Here is a 24,411-nt window from a genome sequence, read left to right on the forward strand (position 1 = left end):
TCCCGAATCCGCTCGATGCGTTGAAGTCGGGGTATGAGTGCAAAGAAGCGCCGCGGCCGCAGATGCCGCGCGAACCCAATGAGGCATGGTTCGACGAACAATCCAAGTCGCGCAACGACTCCGGCAACGGCGACCCGGCCCATCCCTACGAGGTGTACGGGTGGGCCGGGCTGAGCTGGCACACCTACGACCTCGGATGCGGCCCCGATCCCACCCGTGCACCGGACGCCGTGGCCGACACCAAGGTTGGTAACGCGTTCCTGTCGATCGGTAAGCATCTGATGGCGATGGCGTTCTGGCTCGACGACCAGGCCGCCACCCCCGCCGAGGCGCAGGCCCGCGGGATTACTCCGATGTGGAAGAACTTCGACAACATCGTCACCGCCGTGGCCACCACGTTGAAGGACCGGGTGTTCACGCCGTGGGTGGGGGTCGCATTCATGGTCGCTGCGTGTGTCGCCGGATACCGTGCCCTGCAACAGAACACCGCAGCGGTGATGAAAGTCGTCATGCTGTGCGGGGCGACGATGCTACTCGGCGGGCTCATGATCGGCGCACCCCAGAAAGCCATCGGTGTCGCCGATGACACCTTCGCATCGCTGATCACCGATACCCAATCCACGATCTTGCAGGTCGGGGGCGGCATCACCGCCGAGGACCCCCGCAACGTGATGATCGAAAACGTCTTACTCCCCGACTACTACAAGGGCTGGTTCGGCCCCAACCACGACCCCTCCTCGCCCGAAGGCAAAGACATCGACTCCAAGCTGCGAGCGTCGCTGGCGTTCAGCTACGACGAGCAGCGCGCAGTGCTGAAACCGGGCACCAACTCCATCGATGGCGAGAAAGCCAACGAGAAAGCCAACGAGAAGGCCGACGATTTCACTGAGCTTGCAGGGAACCTTGGAAAGTCTGACTCGGGTGCGTATCGGCAGTTTCAGGGCAAGGAGTCCGGTCGAACGAGTACCGGGTTTATGGCGATGGTCAAGACCGGCATGCCGTCGCTGGTGTGGGCGGGTGGGTCGCTGCTAAAGATCCTGGGCCTGCTGGTGATCCGGTTCGCGGTCCTGTTTGCCCCGATCTGGGTGCCCTGGGTGGCGATGTCGGGCGGGCTGCTCGAGCGGGCGTTCCGCATCATCATGGGCGCCTGGCTGTGGGCGATCGCCGCCGCGGGCATCCTCGGTATCTACCTGGTCGCGCTGGTGCGCCTGTATTCCGGGGTCACCCCGGGTATCGACGGCGCATGGCGGCTGTGGTTCTTGCTGATCATGACCGTCATCGCCTGGTCGATCATGCGGCCGTTCAAGCGGATCTCCACCGTCGCCCGCAGCGACGCCACCACGATCACCCAGAAGACGTTGCGCCGCGGCCGCGGCGCCGGCAACAAGCTATGGAAGGGCGCTCAGTGGGCCGGCGGGCCCATCCAGGGTGCCGCCGAAGGCCTCGGCAACGCGATCGGCGACGAAGTCGGTAACGCCCGCCAGGGGTTCAAGGTCATGGGCGGCTACCAGCCCTCGGCCCCGTCGACGTGGCGGCCCGAAGGCCAGTTCGATCGGATGCGCCTGGCCCAGGGCGAAACGAACCAGGGCTACGTCAACTCGGTCAACAACCCCGACTCGGTGTGGAACAAGACCGGGCGTAGTGGTCCGCGTATCGATGACCCGGTCATCGTCGACGGCGAAGTGCTCTCCTCGCATCTCGGCGGATCAGGGGCGATGTCGGCCGACGAGCATGCCGGCGGGTTCACCAACACTGCTGTGCCCCACCGCGACCGCATCGACACCCACACACCGGCACCTGTGCGGGCACCGGATGTGTGGGACGGCGGCAATGACTCTCCCATCGCTCCGATGCGTCTCTACCGGCCCTCCCAGGACCAGCTGCAACTCCCGGCCGGCAGCTCAGGCCCGTCGGGCGCCAGCTCGTCGGCGACGCCGCAGCGGTCGCTGCCTACCCTCTCCATCAACCGCTCTGCACGGGAGGCTTCGGCCCCCCGCCCGCACGTCTGGGACAACTCGTCGCTGACCGATCGAGGACGCCTCGATGGGTAGCAGCCGCCGCACCCACAGCGGCTCACAGGCACTCTGGACGCCGATCCGGCGCTGGGTGCTCTACTCCCCCGCCCGCCTGATCGGTCTCGTCGCCGGCCTGATCGGCGTGTGCATTCTCATCGGCCAGCTCATGCCCGACCCGGCTCCCGGTGCATTCAGCGGCGACACCGCAGCCGGCGGGGCGGCCACCAGTACGACCGCCACCCGCCAGGTCCTCAAGGCCGGTGATGAGGTGACCCGCGACGATGCGGCCGCCGTCACCGACGACGCTCAGGCACGCAAGAGCCCCCAGATCGTGGCGATGAAGTACGCGATCGCCTACACCGACCTCGACGCCACCACCGGCGAATGGATCACCGCCCTGTCGGCGTTCGCGGCCCCGGGCGCGGTGGCCGGGGAGGTCGTCGCCGCACGACCCGTCGTCCCGATCGCCATCTCCGGACCCACCTCGAGCAGCTCCCGCGGCGAACTGGTCATCGTGCCCACCAGTGCCGGACAGCTCACCGTCAACCTCGAATCCACCCCCGCCGGTTGGCAAGTCACCACCCCACTGCCCCAACTCGACCTCCCCGAGTACACCCCGACCACCACCGAGGACGCCGTCCCCGAGACCACCGAGGCGCCCACCACCACCTCCTCGGCCGAACCGTCGCCCTCGACACCGGCCACCACACCGCCGTCGGCGGTCACGTCCACCGCGCCGGCCCGCCCGGCTGATCCCACACCGCAGAGCGGGCCCATCCCCATCCCGCAGCTCGAAGGCCCATTGCCCGGGCGCCGCTGACCCCACTCCGTCGAGACAAGGAGCCGACATGGCCACCACCTCCACCACATCCCCGGCCCGGCGCCTGCCGCGGTGGGTCTACGCTGCGGCCTCCGCGGTACTAATCCTCGCTGCCCTCGCGGCCGCGCTGGTTCTGACGACCACGAAGAGTCCCGCCGACGCTGAGCCACCATTCGATGTCCCGGCCGCGTTCGCCGCACCACTGACCGAGTACGGAACACTCTGTGACGGTGTTGATCCGGCGCTCCTGGGCGCCCAAGTGCACATCGAGAGCAAGTTCGAGAAAGGTCACGTGTCGGCGGCCGGCGCCACGGGTTACGCGCAGATGCTGCCGCGGGACTGGGCACGGTACGGCCACGGCGGTGACCCCAACAACCCCCGTGATGCCGTCCGGGCAGTCGCCGAGCTGGACTGCTCGCTACTGGCCGACGCCCACGGCCGCGGATGCCACGGCGAGGACGCCGTCCGGGTGATGCTGGCCATGTACAACGCCGGTGAAGCCGCGGTACGCGGCTGCACGGTCCCGGCCAACGGTGAAACCGACCGCTACGTCGCCCGGGTGCTGGCGCTGCGATGACCCACCTGTCTCGGCCCTCGCGCGCCACCCGACTGGCGCAACTGCTCGCCGCGCTGTGTGCGGTGCTGATCCTGGCCGGCTGCACCAGCGGTGTGGTCGTCATCCGGGACAATGCCGAGGGCAACGGTGGCGGTGGTGCTGGCGGGCTGAACACCGCGGCGGTGCCGGCCGAGTTCGTCGGACCGCTGACCGAGTTCGGTTCCATGTGCGAGGGCATCAGCCCTCCGCTGCTGGCCGCGCAGATCAAAGCCGAGTCCAATTTCCAGAAGGGCGCCGTATCCCCGGCTGGAGCAATGGGATACACGCAGTTCATGCCGGGCACGTGGGCGGCCTACGGCGACGGTGGGGATCCGAACAACCCTCGCGATGCGGTGAAGGCCCAGGCAAAATACGACTGCGCCATGCTCAAGATCGCCGCCGACCGCGGCTGCACCGGTGAGGACGCGGTCAAGGTCATGCTCGCCATGTACAACGCCGGCCCAGGCGGTGTCTCCGGCTGCGAAGTGCCGGCCAACGGCGAAACCGAGATTTATGTACCCCGCATCCTGGCCTACGTCGAGGAGTTCACCGCGGCCGATGGTGGACTCACCGGCAACGCCGAAACCGGCAGTCCGCGTGGCCCATTCCGTTACGACGAATCGAAAACGCCGGGGCAGAATGTGGTTTTGGCCGCCATGTCCCAGATCGGGTTGCCCTACGCCTGGGGTGGCGGCTCACTGACCGGACCGTCGAAAGGGATCACCGACGGCGGCACCGCCGACAGTCACGGCGACTACAACAAGATCGGGTTCGATTGCTCGGGACTGAGTCGCTATGCCATCTACCAGGGTTCACGTGGGAAGGTCACCATCGGGCGACACACCAGCGCCCAAGAGGCCGGCGGCACTCCCGTGCCGCTCGACCAGCTCCAAGCCGGCGACCTCATCCTCTGGCCCGGGCACGTCGCGATCGCCCGCGGCGACGGAAAGACCATGGTCGAAGCCCAACAATCCGGGACGCTCATCAAGGTCTCCCCCCTGCGTCCCGGCGGCGTCGGCCGCCGCTACGTCGGCACCGGCACCAACGCCGGACACCAAGACGCCGCCTGAACGAAAGGACCCCCTCATGACCCGCACCAAGACCACCCAGCGCCTGACTCAGACAATCGCCATCGCGGCGGCATCGGCCGCACTACTGGCCGGCTGCGGCAGCAACACAGACGACACCGATCAGTACCCCTCGGTGGTCACCTCCACCCAGGTGCAGGTCGAGGGCAGTGTCGCGCCCTCCGCAGGACCGAAACCCTCAGCCGCGAAACCCGAATCGTGCGCGAAACTGCCCGAACCATTCACCGATGTCGACGCCTGCGACGAAAAGGCCGTCGCGCTGACAGCGCTGCGCACCATGTACTCGACCAACCCCACCCGCGACGCCTCCAGCCAGGACGCCATGCTGCGCGCGGTGCCGCTGCTCTCCTCAGCGATGATCGGCCGAATCGTCGCCCCCACCAAGGGCGCCCAGAACACCGAATGGGCCAACTTGAAGGCCTCCCGCAAACGAGTCGTGGCCACCGTTACGATCCAGACCGAGAACCAGTCGACCTACTACCAAATCAGCAGGAAGGCGGTGCCCGTTGGAGCAGACAATGACGCACCCGGAACCACCCTCGACACCATCGCCGTCTCAGCGACCCTCACCGTGGTCGACGGCATGGGCTACCGCCTCGACACCCTCACACCCATCACCTAGACCCGTGCGCGCCATCTGGGCGGCCACAGCGACCGCCACCTTCGCTCTCGTCCTCACCGGATGCGGGAGCTCTAACTCAGATGGAGGAATCGGCGGAAACAGCGGGAACAGGGACAGCTATGCCGGGGTCGTAACCTCCTCGGAAGCTGGACCCGTCGGCGACGGCCAGGTTCTAGTCGGCGTCGGCGACGACAGCCACCTCCCCCCGCCATACCTGACCATCGCCGCAGGAAGTCAAGTCGCCGCTGAATGCCACGGACCTAAGGGCCAGCCTCCCCAGACGGTGACCGTCACCACCGCAGACGGATGGAAAGTCCAGTTGACTCACGGCTCACAAACCATCACCGCCGAGAACGCTCAGATCCCGGCACCTACCGGACAGCTCTCTACTCCACAAACTTGGATCGATTCAGACCTCGAGCAGAACGCCGACGATCTTGCGACGCTCGGATACTCCAGCATCTACACCGACGGGATCACTTGGGACAAGCCCTCCCCCGGCCACATTGAAGTCCAGATCAACCAGGAAAACGTCCCCGCCGAATGGGCCCGCCTGCCGGAGTTCAAGATGTACATGCACATCAATTGCGGGGGCGACCAAACAACAGCATCCTCATCCACGACCACCCGTGCTCCGAGATAGTCGGCAGCCAAATGTCTCACGGGTTTGCCGGGCTTGCTGATCGGACCGCACCACCTCAAGAAAGATCCTTGCCGCCAATTCAAACGCGGGCCTTTGTGGTGCGTCTTCTATACTGCGCTCTCGACGGAAGCGTGTGAGACGCAGCGTGTGGGGCAGCACACACAACGACGTTAGGGGGTCAGCGTGATTGTGAAGTGGCTGCGCGACTTTGCGGAGTCCAGAACGCACGTACCCGGCAGGGAAGATGTGCGTTCCGCCGAGCGAGCAAGGTGTGAGCGGGTGATCGCGGAAGCCAGTCGCGTGGATGTAACGGAGCCACCGCCTGAGGTCAACTTCACATCTGAGATCGACTACATGTTGGAGCCGATGCTCGACGATCGTCAGCGGTCGTGGGCACTGGCTCAAACCGTGCATGCGGTGTGGCGCCCGGTACTCACCTCAGTCGGGGTGGGTGTTCGTGCGGACGAGTTTTTCGAGGCGACCCGGGTCGACCCCGAGGTGTTCGTGGCGATCGTGACTGGCGCCCGTAAGAGCCGAAAGACCTGGCGGCGAGCCGATCTCGAACAAATGTCCTCTTCTACCGGCATTCCGGCCGCGACGATCGCCGCGCTCAACCGACACATGTCCGCCCGTTGGGAGGACGTAGTGAACGGGCGTGAATTGGACCGACTCACCTGAATAAACCGAATCTGGCGGCCGGGACGTCCAGCACATATCACGGATGCTTGCGCGTGTTATCGTGGGTTCTTCTCCGGGCCTTGATGCGGTATTCGGCACTGGATGACGATCACGATGTCGCGTGCATCTGACCTCACATCAGTGAGGGCTCATGCCGCGGCTGTCTACCCGTCTCGTCATCAAGGTGGTTGCCATGTCGAATGTTGCGCAGAGCGTCCGTAGCGAGGACCTCACCGAATCGGTCCGCTCCGATGTCGCTGCTCTCGAGGCTCGATGGTCCGACGGCTTGCTGGCCGCGATGCCGCCCCACCACGCAGCGAGGATTGTGGCAGCTGCTCTCGGTACCCATGCCTCCGACCCGTCGGTGTGCAAGGAGTGGCGCAACGCCTCGCGCGGAAGTTGGCTGCCAACCATCGATCCCCAACGCGCTCTGCGCTGTTGGGCCGTCATGGAGATTGCCGGAGAGGTAGCCGAGCAGTTCGACGACTTGGATGCATTCTCGACAACTGCCGAGCGCGATCAGGTTCGTCGTGACCTCGATGCCATGCTGGGCGAGATCGGCACGATCTTGCTGCGCAGCGCACGCAGGGTCGTCAACATCCTCGGCACACCTGTCCCCAGAAGAGGGGATGAGGTTGACGACCAGATCGTGCGTATCGCCGCGCTTCGCGGCTACCTCACCCAGGCCGCATCGGGTGATCAGCCCGCCGGCGGGCTCGCTGACCTGATGCCAGGCTCTCGACCTTCGACCTCCGGTGGTCAGAGCAGTCACAGCAGGTAGATCGCCGGGCCGGTTGCCCTTGGGGTTGTCCATGTCGTCTTGAAGGATGGGTTTTCGGCGGTGCTCCCACAAATCGGATCGATTCGTCATGTTCACCACCTCAACTGCGGAACCTTTACGCCTGTGGGCATTCCTGAGTTGGTCACCCACATCCTGGCCCTCGAGTTCGATCACGGCCTGGTCCTCGTCGACGTCGGCCTCGGACAGCAAGACGTCGCCCACCCCATCCGGGGTATGGGGCAGGCGCTGCGGGCGGTACGGCCCCGCCTGAGGGGTGCCGATACCGCCATCCAGCAACTCACCGGCCTCGGCTTTACGGCCGACGATGTCGCGGGAATCATCGCCACTCACCTGGACTACGACCACATCAGCGGCGCCCTCGACTTTCCCGCCGCTCCTGTCCATCTCACCGTGACTGAGTTGTTCGCTGCCGCACGCCGTCCAGGCATCCGTGGCCGCATCCGCTACCGCCCGCACCACCTCACGTCAATCACCAGCCGTGCACACACCTACGCCCCGGATGACGCAACCCCGATCATGAACTTTCACGGCCACCCGCTCACCGAGACCGGCGATCTGTTCTTGATCCCGCTGCCCGGCCACACAGCCGGACACGCCGCCGTCGCGATACGAGACCCGCACTCGAGTGACCGGTGGCTCATCCACGCAGGAGATGCTTTTCTGCACCACACCGCGCTGACGTCAGCGTCTGACGCTTCCATAGACAGGGTGGAGAGAATGCTCGCGATGGACCCCAGTAACCTCGCGCACAACCACGCGGCGCTCCGCGTCGCAGCCAACCAGGGGCATCTCGTCATCTGTTCGCACGATCGCGGACAGTACGAGCACCTGGCGGCCGCCGGTAACCCGCGACGGTGAACGCAGGAACGTGGAGTAAATTCGTAATTCAGGATCATGCATAGAGCCGCTAAGACGCAGTGAGCTCGGGGGGTTGTTTGATGTCACACTGGATTGTTGTTGAGACGATGGGAATCGGCGCCCGGGGCGAGGTTGAGCCCTCAGTGGTCTTCAAAGAAGGCCGGCGTTCCCAGTACACCTCCGTACAAAGGTTGCGACAGGAGGTGCCCAACGGCGATTACGCCGTCTACGCACGCGTCCTCGAGGTGCTTGGCAAAGCCGCCACGACAGGGCACCCTCAGTCGGTAGTGGTCTCGCAGGTTCAGATCCTCGCCGAACCGGTCTTCGGGCCCAGCCAGGTGGTCTTCGCGGTACAGCTGTGGATCGGCGACGCCTACACCACTCCCCCTCCGCGACGCCTCGTCGGGGCTTTCGAGTTCATCTACGACGAGGCCCGCGATGTCGCGCACATCCACGACGGCCCGAACATCGAACGCGACATCCTCGGCATGGACGACTCTCCGGGAGAGGTCATCCGCGTCGCGCCCGAGGTCTTCCAGTACTTCTACGACTTCCCCCGAGAATCGGACATCGGCCCATTCGTCCGCGACATGAACACCGGACGCCTGGACAACGGAGCAACCTTCGACTCCCCACTCACCGTTCGGCATGCGCGCGACAGCGACGACCAGCTGCGCTACCGCTGCTACATGACGATGAGAGCTGTGCACTTGTCCTCGCGATGGGCCCTGCGCGGTGTCGTGCACGACATCAACGACGTCGAACCAGCCGAGTTCATTGCTTTCAACCGCCACACCGCCCGTGTGATCGCCAACCTCGAGGAGCGCGAGTCCGGGTTGGGGCGAATCGACTTCGCCACAGGATTGGTGACCGACTGGCTGCGGACACCACCCCCACCACTGGACTCGTGGCTCACCGACAGCCCGATCTTCCACGAGGACGACCGAGAAGAGATCGCAGCCGCACAGCTCGCACTGCTCACCCGTCGTCAAGAGCGAGCGACCTATCGCGCACGGGTCAGATTCGCCGGCAGCCCGCCTGACCTGTGGCACATGGCTCAGATCACGATCACACCCGACAAACAGGGCGAAGACGGCCTGGGTTTCCTGACGGTCGAACCACTGCCAGAAGTCATGGCCTCTTAACCCCCTGGCCGCGGCGACACCACGAGGCTCACGAACTAGTGCAGTCCTTCGGTCTGGTGTTATGCTCCGACCTACAACGCGCACCCTCACCGGTGGAAATTCCCAGACCCTGACGAACCTTTCGGGTCTGGTCGCGAACACAGAGTGCAGTTCTATCTCGGCAACCGGGCAATGCCCGTGGGCTTTCTTACTGACTCGTTCGCAGATTTCCAGTCAACCGGGGAGGGTTTTCGTGTTTTCATCACCACCACTCGCACAGACCCGCGCTGTCGCAGTCAACCTGCGAGATGGCCGATGGCGTGCAGACCGATGCGCACGACGTGTCGTGCCAGCAACGCGGTCGCGCTATGCCGGGGCCCCGGGAGGTCGGCGTCGCGCTCGTTCGTGGGCTCTCTGCACTTCACTCACTTCCAGTTCCAATGCGTCGGCGAGGCGCTCGGCACGCTCAGTCGTGAGTGTCCCCAGCCCCGACTCGAGTTGCTGCAACAGGCTTGTAGACATGTTCGCGGTAGACGCAAGCTGGGGCTGGGTCAGTAGTCGCAGGTGGCGCCAGTCCGCTAGGGATCGCGTGTCTGGCTGGGTGATGATGACCTCGTCCGCAGGGATTGCTAGAGCGCGTATCGCGCCGGCGAGGATATCCACCTGCGGGGATGCCAGCCCCAGTTCCCATCTGCGGATCGTCTCGGCGGTTTTGATCCCAGACAGTCGAGCCAGGTCACTGCGGCTCATGCCGGCGCGCTCACGGGCCAGACGGAACTCCGCAGGCGCGAATCCCCGGAGGACGCTGCGGCTCATTCGATCGGAAAGTCTCGGCTCATCGCTAGACACTCTGGCACCTCCGCCGTACGATTCGGACTTGAGAGTATTTTATAAGAGGAATATAGAAGCGCTCTCACCGCTTGTTGCCAGCCGTTCAGACTCAGGAGAGGAGGCGTGCTGTCGCAGCGAAATGACTCGAACATGAGGAATCTCGCGGCCCGGGGAAGTTGATTTGGCGATCCACACCCCGGGACCGCGAGCCCGATAAGTCCGACCGGCCCTTGAGCAAAGGCACGAACCGACGGACGTGCGTGACTTTACGCGCTCCCACAGGTCAGTGGCCACGACAAGCGGCCTGTCGACACCGAAACGTATTCGTTCATCGTCGACCCTTGGGGGCAAAAGTGAACCATCCGCAATCCGCCGAGCCTGGTTCTGGCGGTAACCGCGACACGCTCGTCGCGTCTACTCCACCGCGCGTGAGGTCCCTGAGCGACCTTCACGCTCCCCCTGCCGCTGCTACCCCTCGCGGTCGGAAAGCGCCCACCAGCACCGCTAACCAGGCAGCAGCGAACATCCTCAGCGAAGAGCCCTGCACTCGAGATCCGTACGGCTGGGACCTCGACGTGGTCCTTCATGACGTCGCTGCTATCAACCGGGCAGTCGCCCTATGCGAGCGATGCCCCGTCTTCACTGCCTGCCGGGAGGGCGCCCTGCGCCGTGGCGAGCGCGACAGCACTGCTCCTCGATCAGTCATCTGGTGTCCATGGCCATGAGAAAGTCCCCATTGGTGGCCAGGTCGAGGTCCCCGCTGGTGGCCAGATAAAAGTCCCCACCCTGTGTTCGTCGTGTCGACCCGGAACTGAGGGCCCAGGCGATGACGGTGAAGGTGCCAACCGATCACCATCACCGCCTGGGAGTTCCATTGAAGTCTGCGAAGGACCGTATGGACATCATTTCTGCTTACCGAGAACTCGGAAGCTATCGCGCCGCAGCCGAGGTGTGCGGCACCACCCACAAGACCGTCAAGCGTGTGGTCGACCGGTTCGAGGCCGACGATCAACCACCCGACCGCAAGGAACGGGCCCGCAACTACGATGCGGTCGCCGAGTTGGTCGCTGAGCGAGTCGAGCGGTCACACGGCCGGATCACCGCCAAGCGACTGCTGCCGGTAGCACGTGCCGCGGGCTATGAGGGCTCGGCCCGCAACTTCCGTCGTCTCGTCGCCCAGGAGAAAACACAGTGGCGCCGTGATCATCATCGTGGCCGCCGCCCGGCGGTGTGGGCTCCGGGTGACTACCTGGTCATCGATTGGGCCGTAATCGGCGGGCTGCACATGTTCTGCGCGGTGTTGGCGTTCTCGCGGTGGCGGTTCGTTCGGTTCGCCACCAACGAAACATCCACCACCACACTCGGATTCATCGCCGAGGCGTTGGAAGAGATCGGTGGAGTGCCCAACAAGGTACTCGCTGATCGGATGGGTTGCCTCAAAGGTGGAGTCGTCGCCAACGTCGTCGTACCCACCCCCACGTATGTGCGGTTTGCCACCCACTACGGGTTTTCCCCGGACTTCTGTCACGGCGCCGATCCGGAATCGAAAGGGATCGTGGAGAACCTCTGCGGGTACGCGCAGTCGGATCTGGCGCAGCCGTTGTGGACCGAAGCCAAGATCGCTGCTGGTCGTGACGACGTGCAGCTGGATGTGCACGCAGCGAACCGGGCCGCGCGGGACTGGTGTGTCGAGGTCAACACCCGCCGTCACAGCGACACACTGTGCGTGCCTGCTGACCAACTCACGATCGAACGAGACACATTGAGCCCGTTGCCGTCTCTGCGGGCCCAGGTCGGTCCACCGCCGGTCACCCGTAAGGTCGATCGCCTCTCGTGTATCCGGTACGCCTCGGCCCGCTACTCGGTACCCAACCGGCTCATCGGCACCACCGTGACCCTCATCCAGGACGGTGAGCGGCTCCTGATCGCCGAACCTGCCTCCGGTGAGGTGGTCGCCGATCATCTGTTGGCCGCACCTGGTGAGGTCGTCCTCAACGATGATCACTACGGGGGGCCACGCACCCCGCCCAGTCGTGCACCACGGCCCAAAACTGCGGTAGAGAAACAGTTCTGCGATCTCGGTGAGGTTGCTGAGCAGTTCCTGGTCGGTGCCGCGGCCATCGGGAACACCCGCCTGGGCGGTGAACTCGATGACATCCTCGGGCTCGTCACCTCCCACGGCCGCGAACAGGTGCTCACCGCTCTGACCAGGGCGGTGGCGTTCCGGAGGTTCAAGGCCGCCGATGTGCGCTCGATCCTCGATGCCGGAGCCGGCACCCCCAACCCGCGACCGGCCGGCACAGCACTGTTGGGTCACCTGCCTACCGCGCCCACCCGCTCGCTGGATGCCTACAAGCTGGGCGCCGGCGACAAGGAGGTGTCATGACCACCACAACATCGACACCCGTTGCACCTCAGACAGTGCCGCCGCTACCGGCCGACCTCGATCACGCGCTACGCCGATTGAAACTGGCCTCGATCCGCCGCAGCGCACCCGAGGTCCTGCTCACCGCGAAAACCCAGCGGTGGACACCCGAAGAAGTACTGCGAACCCTGGTGGAAACCGAGATCGCCGCTCGTGATGCCTCCAACATCCGCAACCGACTAAAAGCTGCCGGGTTCCCGGTCACCAAAACCTTGGAATCGTTCGACGTGGCCGCATCCTCTATTCCGGCCAATACCTTCGAATACCTGTCTTCACTGGAATGGGTTCGGGCGCAACATAATGTCGCCCTGATCGGCCCTGCCGGGACGGGTAAGAGTCACACCCTGATCGGGTTGGGGATCGCCGCAGTGCACGCCGGACACAAAGTGCGGTACTTCACCGCCGCCGACCTCGTGGAGACCCTGTATCGCGGGCTGGCCGACAACACCGTCGGCAGAACCATCGACACCCTGCTGCGCCAAGATCTGCTCATCCTTGACGAGATCGGATTCGCCCCGCTCGACGACACCGGCACCCAACTGCTGTTCCGGCTCGTCGCCGGCGCCTACGAACGCCGATCTCTCGCGATCGCCAGCCACTGGCCCTTCGAACAATGGGGACGATTCCTGCCCGAACACACCACCGCCGCCAGCATCCTCGACCGGCTCCTGCACCACGCCACCATCGTCATCACCGACGGCGACTCCTACCGCATGACACACCGAACGGAGGTGCCACCGACCTAGAACATCCCGCACAGGGTGGGGACTTTTACCTGGCCACCAGCGGGGACATCAAACTGGCCGTTGACATCTGGGGTGGTCTGGTGTGGGGACAGCGCGGCGAGCCCTGGACTACCGACGTCGCGCACTCTGCACGACTTGCTCACGCCGCCCGCAATCGCGAACAGCGCCGGCTACTCCAACCGAGTCCCGGCCGCCCCGCCGCAGAATCTCCGCAGACGGCCGTCGCATCATGACCGAACGCTTGCGGCACCTGCGCCTTTTCCGATCTCCACCGGAGGGCGGCGCGCCTCCGATGGGGCAGGTAACGAACGTGAAACGATCACGCTTGGACCCATGTCTACACCACCCGAGGAGGCCTCTGTCATGTAGCAGACAGCGCGCGAAAGTCTTGCGCCGCAGTCGTTTTGCCCGTACCGGGGCGGAACGGAAGCCGCCGTAGGACGCCAGCGACGAAATAACTACACAGCGATGGAGACACCGGTCCCCCCGAAGGGGAGTACACGGATTTTCGAGTGGGGAGCGAAGTTAGCCGCTTCGCTTCACCCCGAGAACTGGTTCGGAATCTAGTTACCAGCTAGACCCCGGAAGCCTCCCAAACAGGAAGGAATTGCCGCTCCAGGCACTTCTGATGGTAAAGCACACCCTCGACACGGGCAACTATCGCCGCCGTGTCGCGCCATTCACACCTCCCGTAGAGACATCACCGCAGGTCGCACCCGTTGATAGGGCGATCGGTGAGGTCGTTACGGGAACGCCCCGACCACCGTTGCGGTGACTGTCGGGGCGAACGCCCCTACCAGCGTTGTCTTCGACACCCCCCACAGAGCCGCACCGGCGACGTGCGGGAGTAACCGTTCAGTTCGGCTGGACGGGGGCGCACACACCACACCTCGCGCGGCGATCGCCCGCGCCGAGCGCGTCATTGCCGAGATCCTCGCGCGGTGCTGCACGCTGAGCCTGGCTCAGCTGATCGCGGCTGTTGACGCACCACCCTCGGTGGTGATCGACGCCGTACTCGGGCTTGCCGAGGCCGGCTCAGCCGATCTGTGGAGCCATCACGTCGACACCCACCTGGTCGTCGGCCTCCTGGACGACCACGGCGATCGCGCCGGATCTGGTGCCGCACAGGCTGGGGCGGTGATCCCGTGACCGCCCCAGCACTGCTTCCGTCCGACCAACACCCGCCGGGGACGTTCACCGGGGCCATCGCTGCGCTACTGGAGCCGTTGTGCCTGACCGCCCGGGTGTCGCTTGCGTTCGCGGTCACCTGCCGATTACTCGACGCGGTAGAAACACAGCAGCGCAACGAGATTGAGGACCTCAACGCCGAGCAACGAGGCCGCCGCACGTGGCAACGACCTACCCCCGAACGCACGACGGACGGTCGGGCCCCGGCGCAGGTGCCGTGCTGGACGAGCAGGGATGACTGGCTCAACGCTGTAGCGGTCCTCCTTGCAACAGCCGAGGGTGTAGCTGCTCGCCGGCGCCATCACCGCGTGGCCGCGGCGACCGTTATGGCCACGGCGAAAGTGCACGCCTACTACGCCGAAACCCGCACTGGTCGGCACATGACGGCCTCGTTGAGGACCCTCGCCGGTAAGGCGGGGCTCAGCCTCGACCAGATCAAGGACGGCCGGCGTGTACTGCGCACCCTTGGCCTGCTCGTCGACGTGGCTTATGGGCAGCGACTCACCTCGATCGAGATCATGGCCGCTCGCGCCCACCACGGCGGCACGCAGCTGCGTGTGGCCTCACAGATCTCCCTCACCATGCCCAAGGACGCCGTCGCAGCTGTAGCTGACGCCGAGCCGACACCCGCACCCGCGCCCACACCCACGCTCGACCAGGCATCACAGACGACGGGCCAGGGCCGCCGCCAGCAGCCGAAGGGTTGCCCACCCCTATCCCGTCAGGGGTCAAGTAGAGCTTTTTCTCTTTCTAAAAGTTCTACTTCTTCAAAAGAAAAACGGACAATTCCGTCGAAGAACCCCGCGCAGGGTCGATCGTTGCCGATCCAGAAACTCGCAGCGGGGATCGTGGCCCGTTGCCGCGGGCTCGACCCCGATACCGACGCACTCGCCTCACCCCGCGGGGTCGTACCGCAGTCGTGGCGTCGCCCGGACTTCCAGCGCAAACACCACCTCGGCCGGATCTGCGACGTCCTCACCGACGCCGGCATTGACCCGTCCACCTGGACACCGGCCGCGGTAGTCGCACGACTCAACGACCACGGCCGCAACGCCAACCTGAGCTGGCCAAACACCATCGACAACCCCGCGGCCTACCTGCGGTGGCGCCTCGGACAGATCGACTGGGCCACACCGAGTCCTGCCCCCGCCCAGAACCCACGAGCTGACGGAAACGGTCACCGGCCCCCTGTCGCCCACCGACCCGCAGCCAACAGCGCACTACGCGCCCGTGCCTACGAGATCGCGGCCGCCGCCTGCGGATGGAACAAACCCGCGGGAGGCGCCAACGACTAGCCGCGACTCCCCCACGCCAACGCACAAATCCCGATCGACAGCGCCAACATAAGGAGCATCAAATGACCATCACCGTCTACACCAAACCAGCCTGCGTCCAGTGCAACGCCACCTACAAAGCCCTCGACAAGCAAGGCCTCACCTACAAGGTCATCGACATCACCGAAGACGCCCAGGCGCGAGACTTCGTGGTGCAACTGGGCTACCAACAAGCCCCGGTCGTCGTGGCCGGCAGTGACCACTGGTCCGGGTTCCGCCCTGACCGGATCAAAGCGTTGCGCAAAGAGGCATCGTTGTCATCTGTTGCGTCATAAGCACGGTTCGGCAATGACGATTTCCGCAGTTCAAGCCATAGGGGAAGGCCGGACAGTTCACTTGCCCGGCGTCTGCCAGCGCCCCAACCGAGATGCATCAATGATGCATCTGGCACAACCACGATCGAGAAGGCCGTAGAGATGACACCAATCCCCCACCCTTGCCCACTACCCGCGCACGTCAGCGCGGTCGTGTTCGACTGCGACGGCCTGCTCCTCGATACCGAAACGTGTTGGAGCAGAGCCGAGGCAGCACTGTTCGCCGAGTACGGCTTCGGATTCGGCCCCGCGGAGAAGGACCTACTGATCGGCCGCACTCTGTCAGCAGCCTGCGCGGACATGGCCGCCTACTTCGGAATGCCCAGAGCGGCAGGCGTGGAGCTCGAAGGAAAGCTACTGACCCGCGTGGAACAGGAACTATCCGAAGGCGTCGACCCCATGCCCGGGGCACTCGACATCCTCAACCACCTCGGCGACCGAGTGAAGCTCGGGATTGCAACGAACAGCCCCCGCGTCCTGCTTGCGGCCGCACTGCGCCGCGCCGGCATAGCTGATCGCTTTGACGTCTCGATCGCCGCCGACGAAATCGCCAATCCCAAACCCGCCCCGGACATCTACCTCGAAGCGTTTGACAAGCTCAACGCTGCCCCTCAGACAGGTGTCGCACTCGAAGACTCTTCGACCGGCGTGCGCTCCGCACAGGCCGCTGGAGTGTTCCTCGTGACAATCCCATCGCAACCAGGCAAGCACCTCCCCGGCGACTACGTCTGCGACAGCCTCAACGACGAACGCCTCACCGCCTGGTCACGCACGGTGGTGACTGGGTGACCACCGAGCCGATTAATACACACCAGAACATGGACCGTCCACCAGTTCACGACCTGTTCGCGGTTTCTGCATGAGCACCTTCCGGCCTCACGCGCAGATAGACTGCACGGGTCATGGAACGGTATCTATCTCTGAGCGAGTTCGCAGCGAGGGCAAACCTGTCTGTGAACACGCTCAAGAGTTACGACCGCAAGAGAATGCTTCCCGCCTACGACGCACTCACCGGCTCGACGAGAGGTTGGAAGGAAGCGACCGTGAACGAGTGGATACGCGACCGACAGCCGGTTCCGGACGGCGAGTCTTTACCGCGGTAAAGACTTGCCGTCCCGGCCTGTCGCCTTGGCGAGGACACCTCCTCCGGTGGAATATAGCCGTGGGCCCCATGCGGGCGCGCTTCGAGAAATCCCCTTCACATCTCACCGGTAGGAACTCGCTACCTGTATTGAAATACACCTGAGAGGGTGTATCCTCTACCCCGAGGCGCTACGGTCTTTACCGCGGTAAAGACCGAACCGCCCTCGCCCACCGAAGTAGTCAATCGACGAAGCACACGGAGGCTCAACCCCGAATGACCGTCTACACCTTCATCAACCAGAAAGGTGGCGTGGGAAAGTCCACCGCCACAGTCAACTGCGCCGCAGTCACCGCCGATGTAATCAACGACCCCACATCAACATCCCAAGAAGAGGACTCCCCCGTCCTCGCTGTCTCCACGGACCCTCAAGGTTCGGCTGTGTGGTGGGCAGACAGGGTCGACGACCTCCCCTTCCGTATCACCCAGGTCGATGGCAATCCCGAGCTGCTGCGTTCACTTGGCGACTTGTCCGGCGTCGAGCACGTGTTCGTGGACACCCCAGGCTGGCTAGGCGATGACCCTGGGACGACCGAGAACGGAAACACGGGGCTGGTCCTGGATGCTTTACTCTCGGCTACAGACCTTGCGGTAGTGCCGCTCACTCCAGAAGTGCTTGCATTCGATCCCACAGCTCGAACGATCGAGAAGGTGCTCAAGCCTCGCGGGGTGGCTTTCAAAGTCGTGATCAACAACTGGGATCCACGAGATGGCCGAGCAGACCTAGAGGAAACGCAGCAGTTTGCGCGATCGATGGGCTGGCCGTTGGCGAACACTGTCATACGCCGGTATAAGCTCCACACTCGCGCCGCCGCGGACGGCAAGGTCGTGACTGAGTACCCGACGAACAGGGTGGCACTACAGGCCAGAGAAGACTTCCAGCGACTGTGCCTCGAACTCAATGTGGGGGCCCGCTGATGGCGCGCAAGAATGGCGGACGAGTTGATCTGAGTTCGCTCGCATCCTCAGTAGGCGTCAACTCGACTGTGGACCCCACCGCTGCGGTCGACGGCATCTATCGCTCGAACGTCCGCCTTGACGAATTAGCGCCAAACCCTCGTAACCCGCGGTCCGATCTGGGGGATCTCGCCGATTTGGAGAGTATTCGCGATCGCCAGCTCCAGCCGGCGACCGCGATCTCTCGATCCGCCTGGCTCAGGTTGTATCCGGAAGATCAGAGCGCGATCAGCGACGCGCAGTACGTGATCGTCAATGGGTGCCGTCGTCTCGCCGCGGCTCGACAGTTCGGGCGCGAAGGCCTCGACATGGTGATTCGTGACGGGCTGGCAGCGGATAAGGCGACGCTGCTGTGGGCCGCGATTGCTGAGAACCTGGAACGCCAGGACTTCGACGTCATCGAAGAAGCGAACGCGGTGGAGGCGATGGTCGCCGAGCTGGGAAGCGCCAAAGCGGCTGCCGAGCGTCTCAACCGCACGGAGGGGTGGGTGTCGCAGCGCCGCACCCTCCTCCAGCTGGACCCGGAACTCCAAGCGAAGCTACGGAGTGGAGAACTCGCGGTGCGGCATGCACGCACTCTCGCGAAGGTCCCGATGGAGGAGCAGGTCGCCGCCTGGCAGGCGGCAAGCGAGAAGCGTGAAAAGTCAACAGACGCAGGGGAGGAGGGCGGTAAGCAGGCCCGAACGCCGGAACACTCCTCTGCTGCAATGAAGCGTGCTTTGAAGAGGTTCAAGGCCGAGCCAAGCACCGTAGCGATTGCAATCCGCGAGGTCTGGCCGCCTGAAGATATCGACGCACTCATCGAACAGCTCCAAAACCGTAGCTGAGGCGTTCTTTACCGCGGTAAAGCGACCAAGTCGGTTTACCGCGGTAAAGAGGGCTAAGCAGGAGCGACTATGCGAACGCAGAGGTGACCCCTTGAGTGGCAAAACGGCCGACGATCACGCGATGATCGTCACCTCCACAAAGGTTCTGTCCCCGTCGGGGATCGTGTTGGTAGACAAGCCCGTTGATTCGGTCGACAAGCTCCTCAAGGTGTTGGAGTGGCGCCAGCGCAGGCAGCCGCTGTCCCCGGCGGGGTTGCCGGCGCAGGTGTGGGTGATCGACGCCGCGTGCGCACAGCTCGGCTGGGGCCCGGACGATATCGACCCGGGTGACGAGGCTGACTACTCCGATGAGGAGCTGCGTGAGGGTCGAATGAAGACCGACGTGATTGCTCGTCTTGATGACGCCACCCGCGAGCTACTCGGCCCCTTCCTGACCCCGCAGGGTGAGGACGGGTGGCATCTGTACCAGCCGGGGGAGGAGATCGGCTACCGCCTCCACCTGTCTCACACATTTGGGAACCGCAAGCTGATGGTCGACGTGATCCTCGAGGGCTGGGCGTGGACTGCACGCATCAACCACGACCGCATGGGCATCTTGGGCTCGGAAACCGCAGGCACCCTCATTGATTTCGAGGATGAGATGGACACCGCCCGCGAGTTGGCCCGCCGATTGTGCTGGCATGTCGACAATCTCGGAGTCCTGCCTGGGATCACCCCGGCACGTACCGGGGCGGTGATCCTCGACCGGATCTTCCGGGATCGCCGCAAAACCGGTCGCGGCATCATCGTCGATGCGCCAGTTCCGTTGCCGCCCATCGACATCACCGACGCCGACGAACTCGAACCGGTCATCGTGTGGTCGCGCGGCTGGATCGACACCGAGGAACTCGACGCCGCCGATGAGCTGGTGACCATCGACCAACGCGCCTCGTATCTGGCCAGTGCCGGCATGATCAACCTGGGCTACGGAGAACTGGTTCACCACAGCACCGGCGCCGAGGAACTCGCCCACACCAGCACCCCTCTGCCGTTCGGGGTGTGGCAGATCACGCTGCCGGCCGCCGACACCCTCGCTCTGCCGGACAAACTGCCCTTGCCGCATCCGCGGATGCGCACCGACCGGCCCGTGACGACGTGGGTGACCACCGAGACGATCATCAGCCTGACCGCACCCATCCCGGATGGGGGAGCAGGCCTCGACATCGCCGACCTGGCGATCACGGAGGCCTGGACCACCACCGACCAGGGCCAGGTGCTCAAGCGGTGGAAGGAGCTGATTGCTGCCGCCCGCAAAGCTGCTGTGGAGGCCGATGACCCGGTCCTCAAGTCGATGGTCACCGACATCTACAAGGGCTACCTCGGTCGCATCGCTGGTGACCGCAACTGGGATTCCCACATGCGCCACCACTACCAGCCGATCTGGGCTGCGGCCATCAAGGCTCACGCCCGCCACCGCTCCCGCGCCAAAGCTATGAAACTCGCACGCGAACACAACATTTGGCCCATCAAAGGTCTCACTGACGCCTGGACCTACCTCGCACCCGCGGGTGCCGATCTCGCCGACGAACTGACCTACCTCGGCAAGTTCGTGATCGAGAAGCGGCGCCCGCTCGACGACGACGTCATCCTTGCTCTGCTCTCAGCAGCTACACCCACCGAGGTTCGCAAGGCGATCAACACCGCCTACACTGCCTCCGGCCAACCAGACGACGACTCCGCCACAACCGATCTCACACCCGAGAATGACACGGCCACCACCGCGGAGGTGGTGAGCTGATGGCCCAGTTCCGGCCGCGCCGTCGCGAGCGCCGCGACGAGCCCACCGCCACCACCACCGCGGCCGCCGGCCGGCAGGTCTCCGTCGCAGCCGGGACCGCGGCTGATCTCGCGCGCGCCGATGCGGGTCTGGTGGGGGAGCGCACCCCTACCGATCACCTCGGCACTATCGGCTACGACGCCGCCTGTAAAGCCGCTCAGGACGCCGGCCGCCGCCCACCCTCGCGGCGCACCTTCCGCCGCTGGAAACAGCAGGGGCGCATCCCTGATGACCGCACCGCCGACCTCGTCGCTCGCCGCGCCGAGATCACCCGCATGGGCGGTGTTGACGGAGCCGCACGACAGCTCGGCCGCTCACCGAGTGCCGTCTACGACTGGCGGGCCGGGCGCACCAAGAGCTTGCGCCCCGACGCTGAGGGTCGCCTCGTCGACGCACAGGTCGCGCAACGCCTCGTCGACAGCGGCGTCGACGTCTCCCGGATGCGACCGGCCATTCACTTCACCGCCGACGTCCACGCCCGCACAGACGGCGGCAACTACGACTACCGCATGGCCAAATCCTTCGACTTCGGCGGCCCCCAGGGCCTCGACCACACCCAGATGAGCCGCCAACAGATCGCCGCCCTCGGCGACGCGTTGGCTCGTGACGACCACGCCCGCGTCGCGGCCATCCTCGAAGAACACGCCTCGGTCAACTTCGCCGCCTTCGACGACTTCGACGACGACACCGGATTCCACTTCGACGGCGTCCGCGACTTCCGCATCGAGTGGAATTGACCCCTAGTCGTGCGTTGAATACCGAAAAATCCGAGTGACACTCGCTGTATAGGGCGATCGGCGCGTTACGTGCCGATCCGGACAGCGAGGGGTCACGAGGGTGGGAGTCATTCTCCGGCAACGGTTCACAGAGATTGTCTCGGCGGGTGCTGTTATCGCGGCGGTCGCGGGTTCATCTCTGGTGATGGTGCCGGCAGCGTCTGCGGCTCCGGCGGCTGGGTGTGCGCCGGTGACGATCGTGATGATGGCCGGTACCGGGGAGACCCACGCCGCGGCGAACCCGAACCAGCCGGTGGGGATGCTCAAAGGCGTCACCGATCGTGTGAAAGCCTCTGTGGGCGAGAACGTGTCGGTGATCTTCCCGGCCTACTCGGCGTCGGCATTCAACAAGGGACTCAACTACGTTCAGTCCAAACAGACCGGCATCGATTCACTCAAACACACCCTGACCAGCCAGGTCAGTCAGTGCCCCAACACCCAGATCGTGCTCGGCGGATACAGCCAGGGCGCTGATGCCGCCGGTGACGTGGCCTCGGACATCGGCAACAACCGCGGCCCGATCCCGGCCGACAAAGTCCTCGCGGTCGCGCTGTTGGCTGATCCCGGCCGCGGCACGCCCGGTGAAGCGCTCGTGGGCCCCAACGCCAATCGTGGTGTGGGAATGGGCGGTAACCGTCCCGGCGGGATGGGCTCACTGTCCGGTCGGGTCGCGACAATCTGTGACACCGGCACGAAGACCACGCCCGGTGACATGTACTGCAACCTCGACCGGCAGAAGTACCCGTTGGTCTCGAGCATCTCGCAGATGCTGGCCACCACGCCCGCCGAAGCCGGGGTCAAACAGCAGACCGAACGACAGATGGCCGGTCTGCCCGGCGCCACGGGTGTGTCGCCGACCGGGCAGCAGTCGCCGTCGCAGCTGACCTCGGCGATGACCACCGACTGGTCGAGCGCGGATCTGGGGCAGCTCGGCTCGAATGTGTCCACCCTGGCCCAATCGCTGGCCAACACCCCCAGTGGGGGACGGGCTGTCGACCTGGGCCAGATCGCCACCACCGCATCCTCGGTCAGCAACACCCTGCAACCGTTGCAGCAGCTCATCGGCTCGGGAACCGTGGACCCGACCACCACCAAAGACCTGTCCGCGGCGCCGCCGGGCTCACCCGATCGCGCCGCGCTCACTGTCCTGAACAACGCGACTAAGGCCGACCTGTCCGGAGCGGTGACGACGTCTGAGCAGCTCGCCACGACTGCGGGGACCCTGGCCCAGCAGTCCGGGTCGGGCAGCCTCGATCCCGCCCAGGCCCAACAGCTGTTGTCGCTGTCGAACCAGCTGGGTCAACAGACCGCCCCGTTGACCGCCACCCCCGCAACGACCATGGCCACCGCCTCCAACGTCTTGAGCGTCTTGGCGCCGCAGAAGGTGATCGAACAAGTCCTCAACGTCGTTGTGGGACTGGGGTCGACGAACTGGATCGGCATGGTCAACGGGCTGAGCATGACCGTGCAACGCGCGGTCGCTCTCGACGTCCCGGGTGTGCGTAAGAGTGCACAGGAGATCAACGAAGCGATCGCACCGTTGGTGAAGATGGCTGCCCAGGTCGATTTCAAGTGGATCGCCAGCATCCTGCGGATGATTCCCGACCCGTCGGGGTACACCCAGATCGCCGCCACGGTCCTGGATTTCGTCGGCAACCTCGACATCATCCGGCTGGTCAACAATGTCCAGCGCATCGAGGGCATCGCCTTCGACGTCCTCGAGCAACGCAACCTCGTACGGCTCGCTGATCTCGTGCCGGTCGGTCTCGATCTGGCGACCGTTGCCTCCGGAGTCCTCACCGGCGGCACCAAAACCCCCGCCTCGGGGTATCAGCCCAACCTCGTCGCCGGTACAACTCTGTCCAACCAGGTCGCGGGCGCGGACTTCCTGGGCCTGACCAACTCCATGATCCAACTCGTGTCGTCTGAAGACGCCAACAACCTCGCCGGGCTCGTCGACGCCGGTGTCGAGGTGTCGCAGTTCGTCGGCGGCGCCACCCGCAACCACGTCGCCTACAACGACTACAAGGTCGACAACTCCGGGCGCTCAGCCATCGAATGGCTCGCCGAGTGGATCACCCTCAAAGTCCAACGCGTACAAGCCTGAACAGCGAAACGAGACCCCGATGTCTGTCGAACGCGCCACCCGTGACGACCACGAAGCCGACTTCTACGACCACCCCACCCCCACCCAGTCCTGGCGCCGCCGCATCGGCGTAGGTGCCACGGCAGTGGTGCTCGGTGGATTGGTCGTGGCCACCACAGTCGGCCTGGCACACGCCGACGAGACCACCACTCCGAGCACCAGCGCCAGCAACTCGACGACCGCCGACGTCTCGACGGTGATCGCCGAGGCCTCCACCGACAAGATCGGCCTGGTCTCCATCTCCCAGATCAACGCCACCGGTGGGCTGGTGCCCCACGCAGTCATCCACATCGAGCGTCGAGACGACAACGCCGCACCGGCCCCGTCCGCGAGTAGCGAACAGTCGACCTCGAGCGAGCAGACCACCACGCCCGCGCAACTTCCCACACCCACCGACCACGATGGGGGAGCAGGCAACACGCTCGCCTTCCCCGTCGGCGCCAGCCTCGATGTCATCACCGCGAATGCTCCGATCGCCCTCGCGCTGCCTGAGGGCGTCTACACCCTCACCCACCTCGGCACCGCCGGCACCGATGAGGGCGGGCCGTCGGCGGCACCGGTCACGGTGCGCGTCGCCGCCGGCGCCCACGCCGCCGGTGCGCTTCGCGAACAACCCACCAGCAGCACACCGCCCACGCCTGCACCCGGTAACTGACCCCGCCACC

At 64.9% G+C, this 24,411-nt stretch carries 24 protein-coding genes; 23 read left to right on the plus strand and 1 reads right to left on the minus strand.

What is annotated here, in order from left to right; all coding sequences use genetic code 11:
• Positions 1-230 precede the first annotated feature (230 nt).
• The 10 genes from AB4Z55_RS00150 to AB4Z55_RS00195 all read left to right on the plus strand — a co-directional run bounded on the left by AB4Z55_RS00150 (position 231) and on the right by AB4Z55_RS00195 (position 9,266).
• The gene (locus AB4Z55_RS00150; protein WP_369518838.1) at positions 231-2,051 is read left to right on the plus strand and encodes a hypothetical protein; all 1,821 of its coding nucleotides are present in this window, start codon (positions 231-233) and stop codon (positions 2,049-2,051) included.
• On the plus strand, positions 2,044-2,835 hold the full coding sequence (locus AB4Z55_RS00155; protein ID WP_369518839.1) for a hypothetical protein: 792 nt from the start codon (positions 2,044-2,046) through the stop codon (positions 2,833-2,835). Before AB4Z55_RS00150 ends, AB4Z55_RS00155 begins: the two co-directional genes overlap by 8 nt.
• Positions 2,836-2,863: 28 nt before the next feature.
• On the plus strand, positions 2,864-3,412 hold the full coding sequence (locus tag AB4Z55_RS00160) for a transglycosylase SLT domain-containing protein (RefSeq protein ID WP_369518840.1): 549 nt from the start codon (positions 2,864-2,866) through the stop codon (positions 3,410-3,412).
• Positions 3,409-4,500 (plus strand): NlpC/P60 family protein, encoded by a 1,092-nt coding sequence (locus AB4Z55_RS00165; RefSeq protein WP_369518841.1) that lies wholly within the window; start codon positions 3,409-3,411, stop codon positions 4,498-4,500. The genes AB4Z55_RS00160 and AB4Z55_RS00165 overlap by 4 nt, the downstream gene beginning before the upstream one ends.
• A 16-nt stretch (positions 4,501-4,516) precedes the next feature.
• Entirely contained in the window at positions 4,517-5,140 is a 624-nt protein-coding gene (locus AB4Z55_RS00170; protein WP_369518842.1) for a hypothetical protein, read from the plus strand.
• A gap of 283 nt (positions 5,141-5,423) precedes the next feature.
• Complete coding sequence (locus AB4Z55_RS00175) at positions 5,424-5,783, plus strand: hypothetical protein (RefSeq protein ID WP_369518843.1); 360 nt, start codon at positions 5,424-5,426, stop codon at positions 5,781-5,783.
• A 279-nt stretch (positions 5,784-6,062) separates the two neighbouring features.
• A complete protein-coding gene (locus tag AB4Z55_RS00180; RefSeq protein ID WP_280362268.1) occupies positions 6,063-6,461 on the plus strand; it encodes a hypothetical protein in 399 nt (132 codons plus the stop codon).
• A 448-nt stretch (positions 6,462-6,909) separates the two neighbouring features.
• Positions 6,910-7,242: a hypothetical protein gene (locus tag AB4Z55_RS00185; RefSeq protein WP_369518844.1), complete on the plus strand. Its 333-nt coding sequence runs from the start codon at positions 6,910-6,912 to the stop codon at positions 7,240-7,242.
• 123 nt (positions 7,243-7,365) lie between these two features.
• Positions 7,366-8,121 (plus strand): MBL fold metallo-hydrolase, encoded by a 756-nt coding sequence (locus tag AB4Z55_RS00190; RefSeq protein WP_369518845.1) that lies wholly within the window; start codon positions 7,366-7,368, stop codon positions 8,119-8,121.
• A gap of 80 nt (positions 8,122-8,201) precedes the next feature.
• Positions 8,202-9,266: a GAF domain-containing protein gene (locus tag AB4Z55_RS00195; protein ID WP_369518846.1), complete on the plus strand. Its 1,065-nt coding sequence runs from the start codon at positions 8,202-8,204 to the stop codon at positions 9,264-9,266.
• Between the two features lie 345 nt (positions 9,267-9,611).
• On the opposite strand, the gene AB4Z55_RS00200 is transcribed toward AB4Z55_RS00195, so the two are convergent.
• Positions 9,612-10,061 carry a helix-turn-helix domain-containing protein gene (locus tag AB4Z55_RS00200; RefSeq protein ID WP_369518847.1) on the minus strand — a complete coding sequence of 150 codons (450 nt, stop codon included), beginning with the start codon at positions 10,059-10,061 and terminating at the stop codon, positions 9,612-9,614.
• 590 nt (positions 10,062-10,651) lie between these two features.
• On the opposite strand from AB4Z55_RS00200, the gene AB4Z55_RS00205 reads away from it, so the two are divergent.
• The 13 genes from AB4Z55_RS00205 (at position 10,652) to AB4Z55_RS00265 (ending at position 24,401) form a co-directional block, all read left to right on the plus strand.
• The gene (locus AB4Z55_RS00205) at positions 10,652-10,801 is read left to right on the plus strand and encodes a WhiB family transcriptional regulator (RefSeq protein ID WP_369518848.1); all 150 of its coding nucleotides are present in this window, start codon (positions 10,652-10,654) and stop codon (positions 10,799-10,801) included.
• Between the two features lie 149 nt (positions 10,802-10,950).
• Positions 10,951-12,462 carry an IS21 family transposase gene (gene istA / locus AB4Z55_RS00210; protein ID WP_119699221.1) on the plus strand — a complete coding sequence of 504 codons (1,512 nt, stop codon included), beginning with the start codon at positions 10,951-10,953 and terminating at the stop codon, positions 12,460-12,462.
• On the plus strand, positions 12,459-13,247 hold the full coding sequence (gene istB, locus AB4Z55_RS00215) for an IS21-like element helper ATPase IstB (protein ID WP_062394395.1): 789 nt from the start codon (positions 12,459-12,461) through the stop codon (positions 13,245-13,247). Before istA ends, istB begins: the two co-directional genes overlap by 4 nt.
• A gap of 999 nt (positions 13,248-14,246) precedes the next feature.
• Entirely contained in the window at positions 14,247-14,396 is a 150-nt protein-coding gene (locus AB4Z55_RS00220) for a hypothetical protein (protein WP_369518849.1), read from the plus strand.
• Complete coding sequence (locus AB4Z55_RS00225) at positions 14,393-15,730, plus strand: hypothetical protein (protein WP_369518850.1); 1,338 nt, start codon at positions 14,393-14,395, stop codon at positions 15,728-15,730. The genes AB4Z55_RS00220 and AB4Z55_RS00225 overlap by 4 nt, the downstream gene beginning before the upstream one ends.
• A 62-nt stretch (positions 15,731-15,792) precedes the next feature.
• Complete coding sequence (nrdH, locus tag AB4Z55_RS00230; RefSeq protein WP_369518851.1) at positions 15,793-16,044, plus strand: glutaredoxin-like protein NrdH; 252 nt, start codon at positions 15,793-15,795, stop codon at positions 16,042-16,044.
• A 141-nt stretch (positions 16,045-16,185) separates the two neighbouring features.
• Positions 16,186-16,872, plus strand: a complete 687-nt coding sequence (locus AB4Z55_RS00235) for an HAD family hydrolase (protein WP_369518852.1) — start codon at positions 16,186-16,188, stop codon at positions 16,870-16,872.
• 568 nt (positions 16,873-17,440) lie between these two features.
• Positions 17,441-18,142 (plus strand): ParA family protein, encoded by a 702-nt coding sequence (locus AB4Z55_RS00240; RefSeq protein ID WP_369518853.1) that lies wholly within the window; start codon positions 17,441-17,443, stop codon positions 18,140-18,142.
• A complete protein-coding gene (locus AB4Z55_RS00245; protein ID WP_369518854.1) occupies positions 18,142-19,008 on the plus strand; it encodes a ParB/RepB/Spo0J family partition protein in 867 nt (288 codons plus the stop codon). The genes AB4Z55_RS00240 and AB4Z55_RS00245 overlap by 1 nt, the downstream gene beginning before the upstream one ends.
• Before the next feature lie 91 nt (positions 19,009-19,099).
• Entirely contained in the window at positions 19,100-20,785 is a 1,686-nt protein-coding gene (locus AB4Z55_RS00250; protein ID WP_369518855.1) for a hypothetical protein, read from the plus strand.
• Entirely contained in the window at positions 20,785-21,561 is a 777-nt protein-coding gene (locus AB4Z55_RS00255; RefSeq protein WP_369518856.1) for a hypothetical protein, read from the plus strand. The genes AB4Z55_RS00250 and AB4Z55_RS00255 overlap by 1 nt, the downstream gene beginning before the upstream one ends.
• A 229-nt stretch (positions 21,562-21,790) precedes the next feature.
• Positions 21,791-23,707 carry a cutinase family protein gene (locus tag AB4Z55_RS00260; protein ID WP_369518857.1) on the plus strand — a complete coding sequence of 639 codons (1,917 nt, stop codon included), beginning with the start codon at positions 21,791-21,793 and terminating at the stop codon, positions 23,705-23,707.
• Positions 23,708-23,726: 19 nt separating this feature from the next.
• Entirely contained in the window at positions 23,727-24,401 is a 675-nt protein-coding gene (locus AB4Z55_RS00265) for a hypothetical protein (RefSeq protein WP_369518858.1), read from the plus strand.
• Positions 24,402-24,411: the final 10 nt, after the last annotated feature.

The organism is Gordonia sp. ABKF26 (assembly GCF_041103195.1).
In the GTDB taxonomy this organism is placed as follows: Bacteria; Actinomycetota; Actinomycetes; order Mycobacteriales; family Mycobacteriaceae; genus Gordonia; species Gordonia terrae.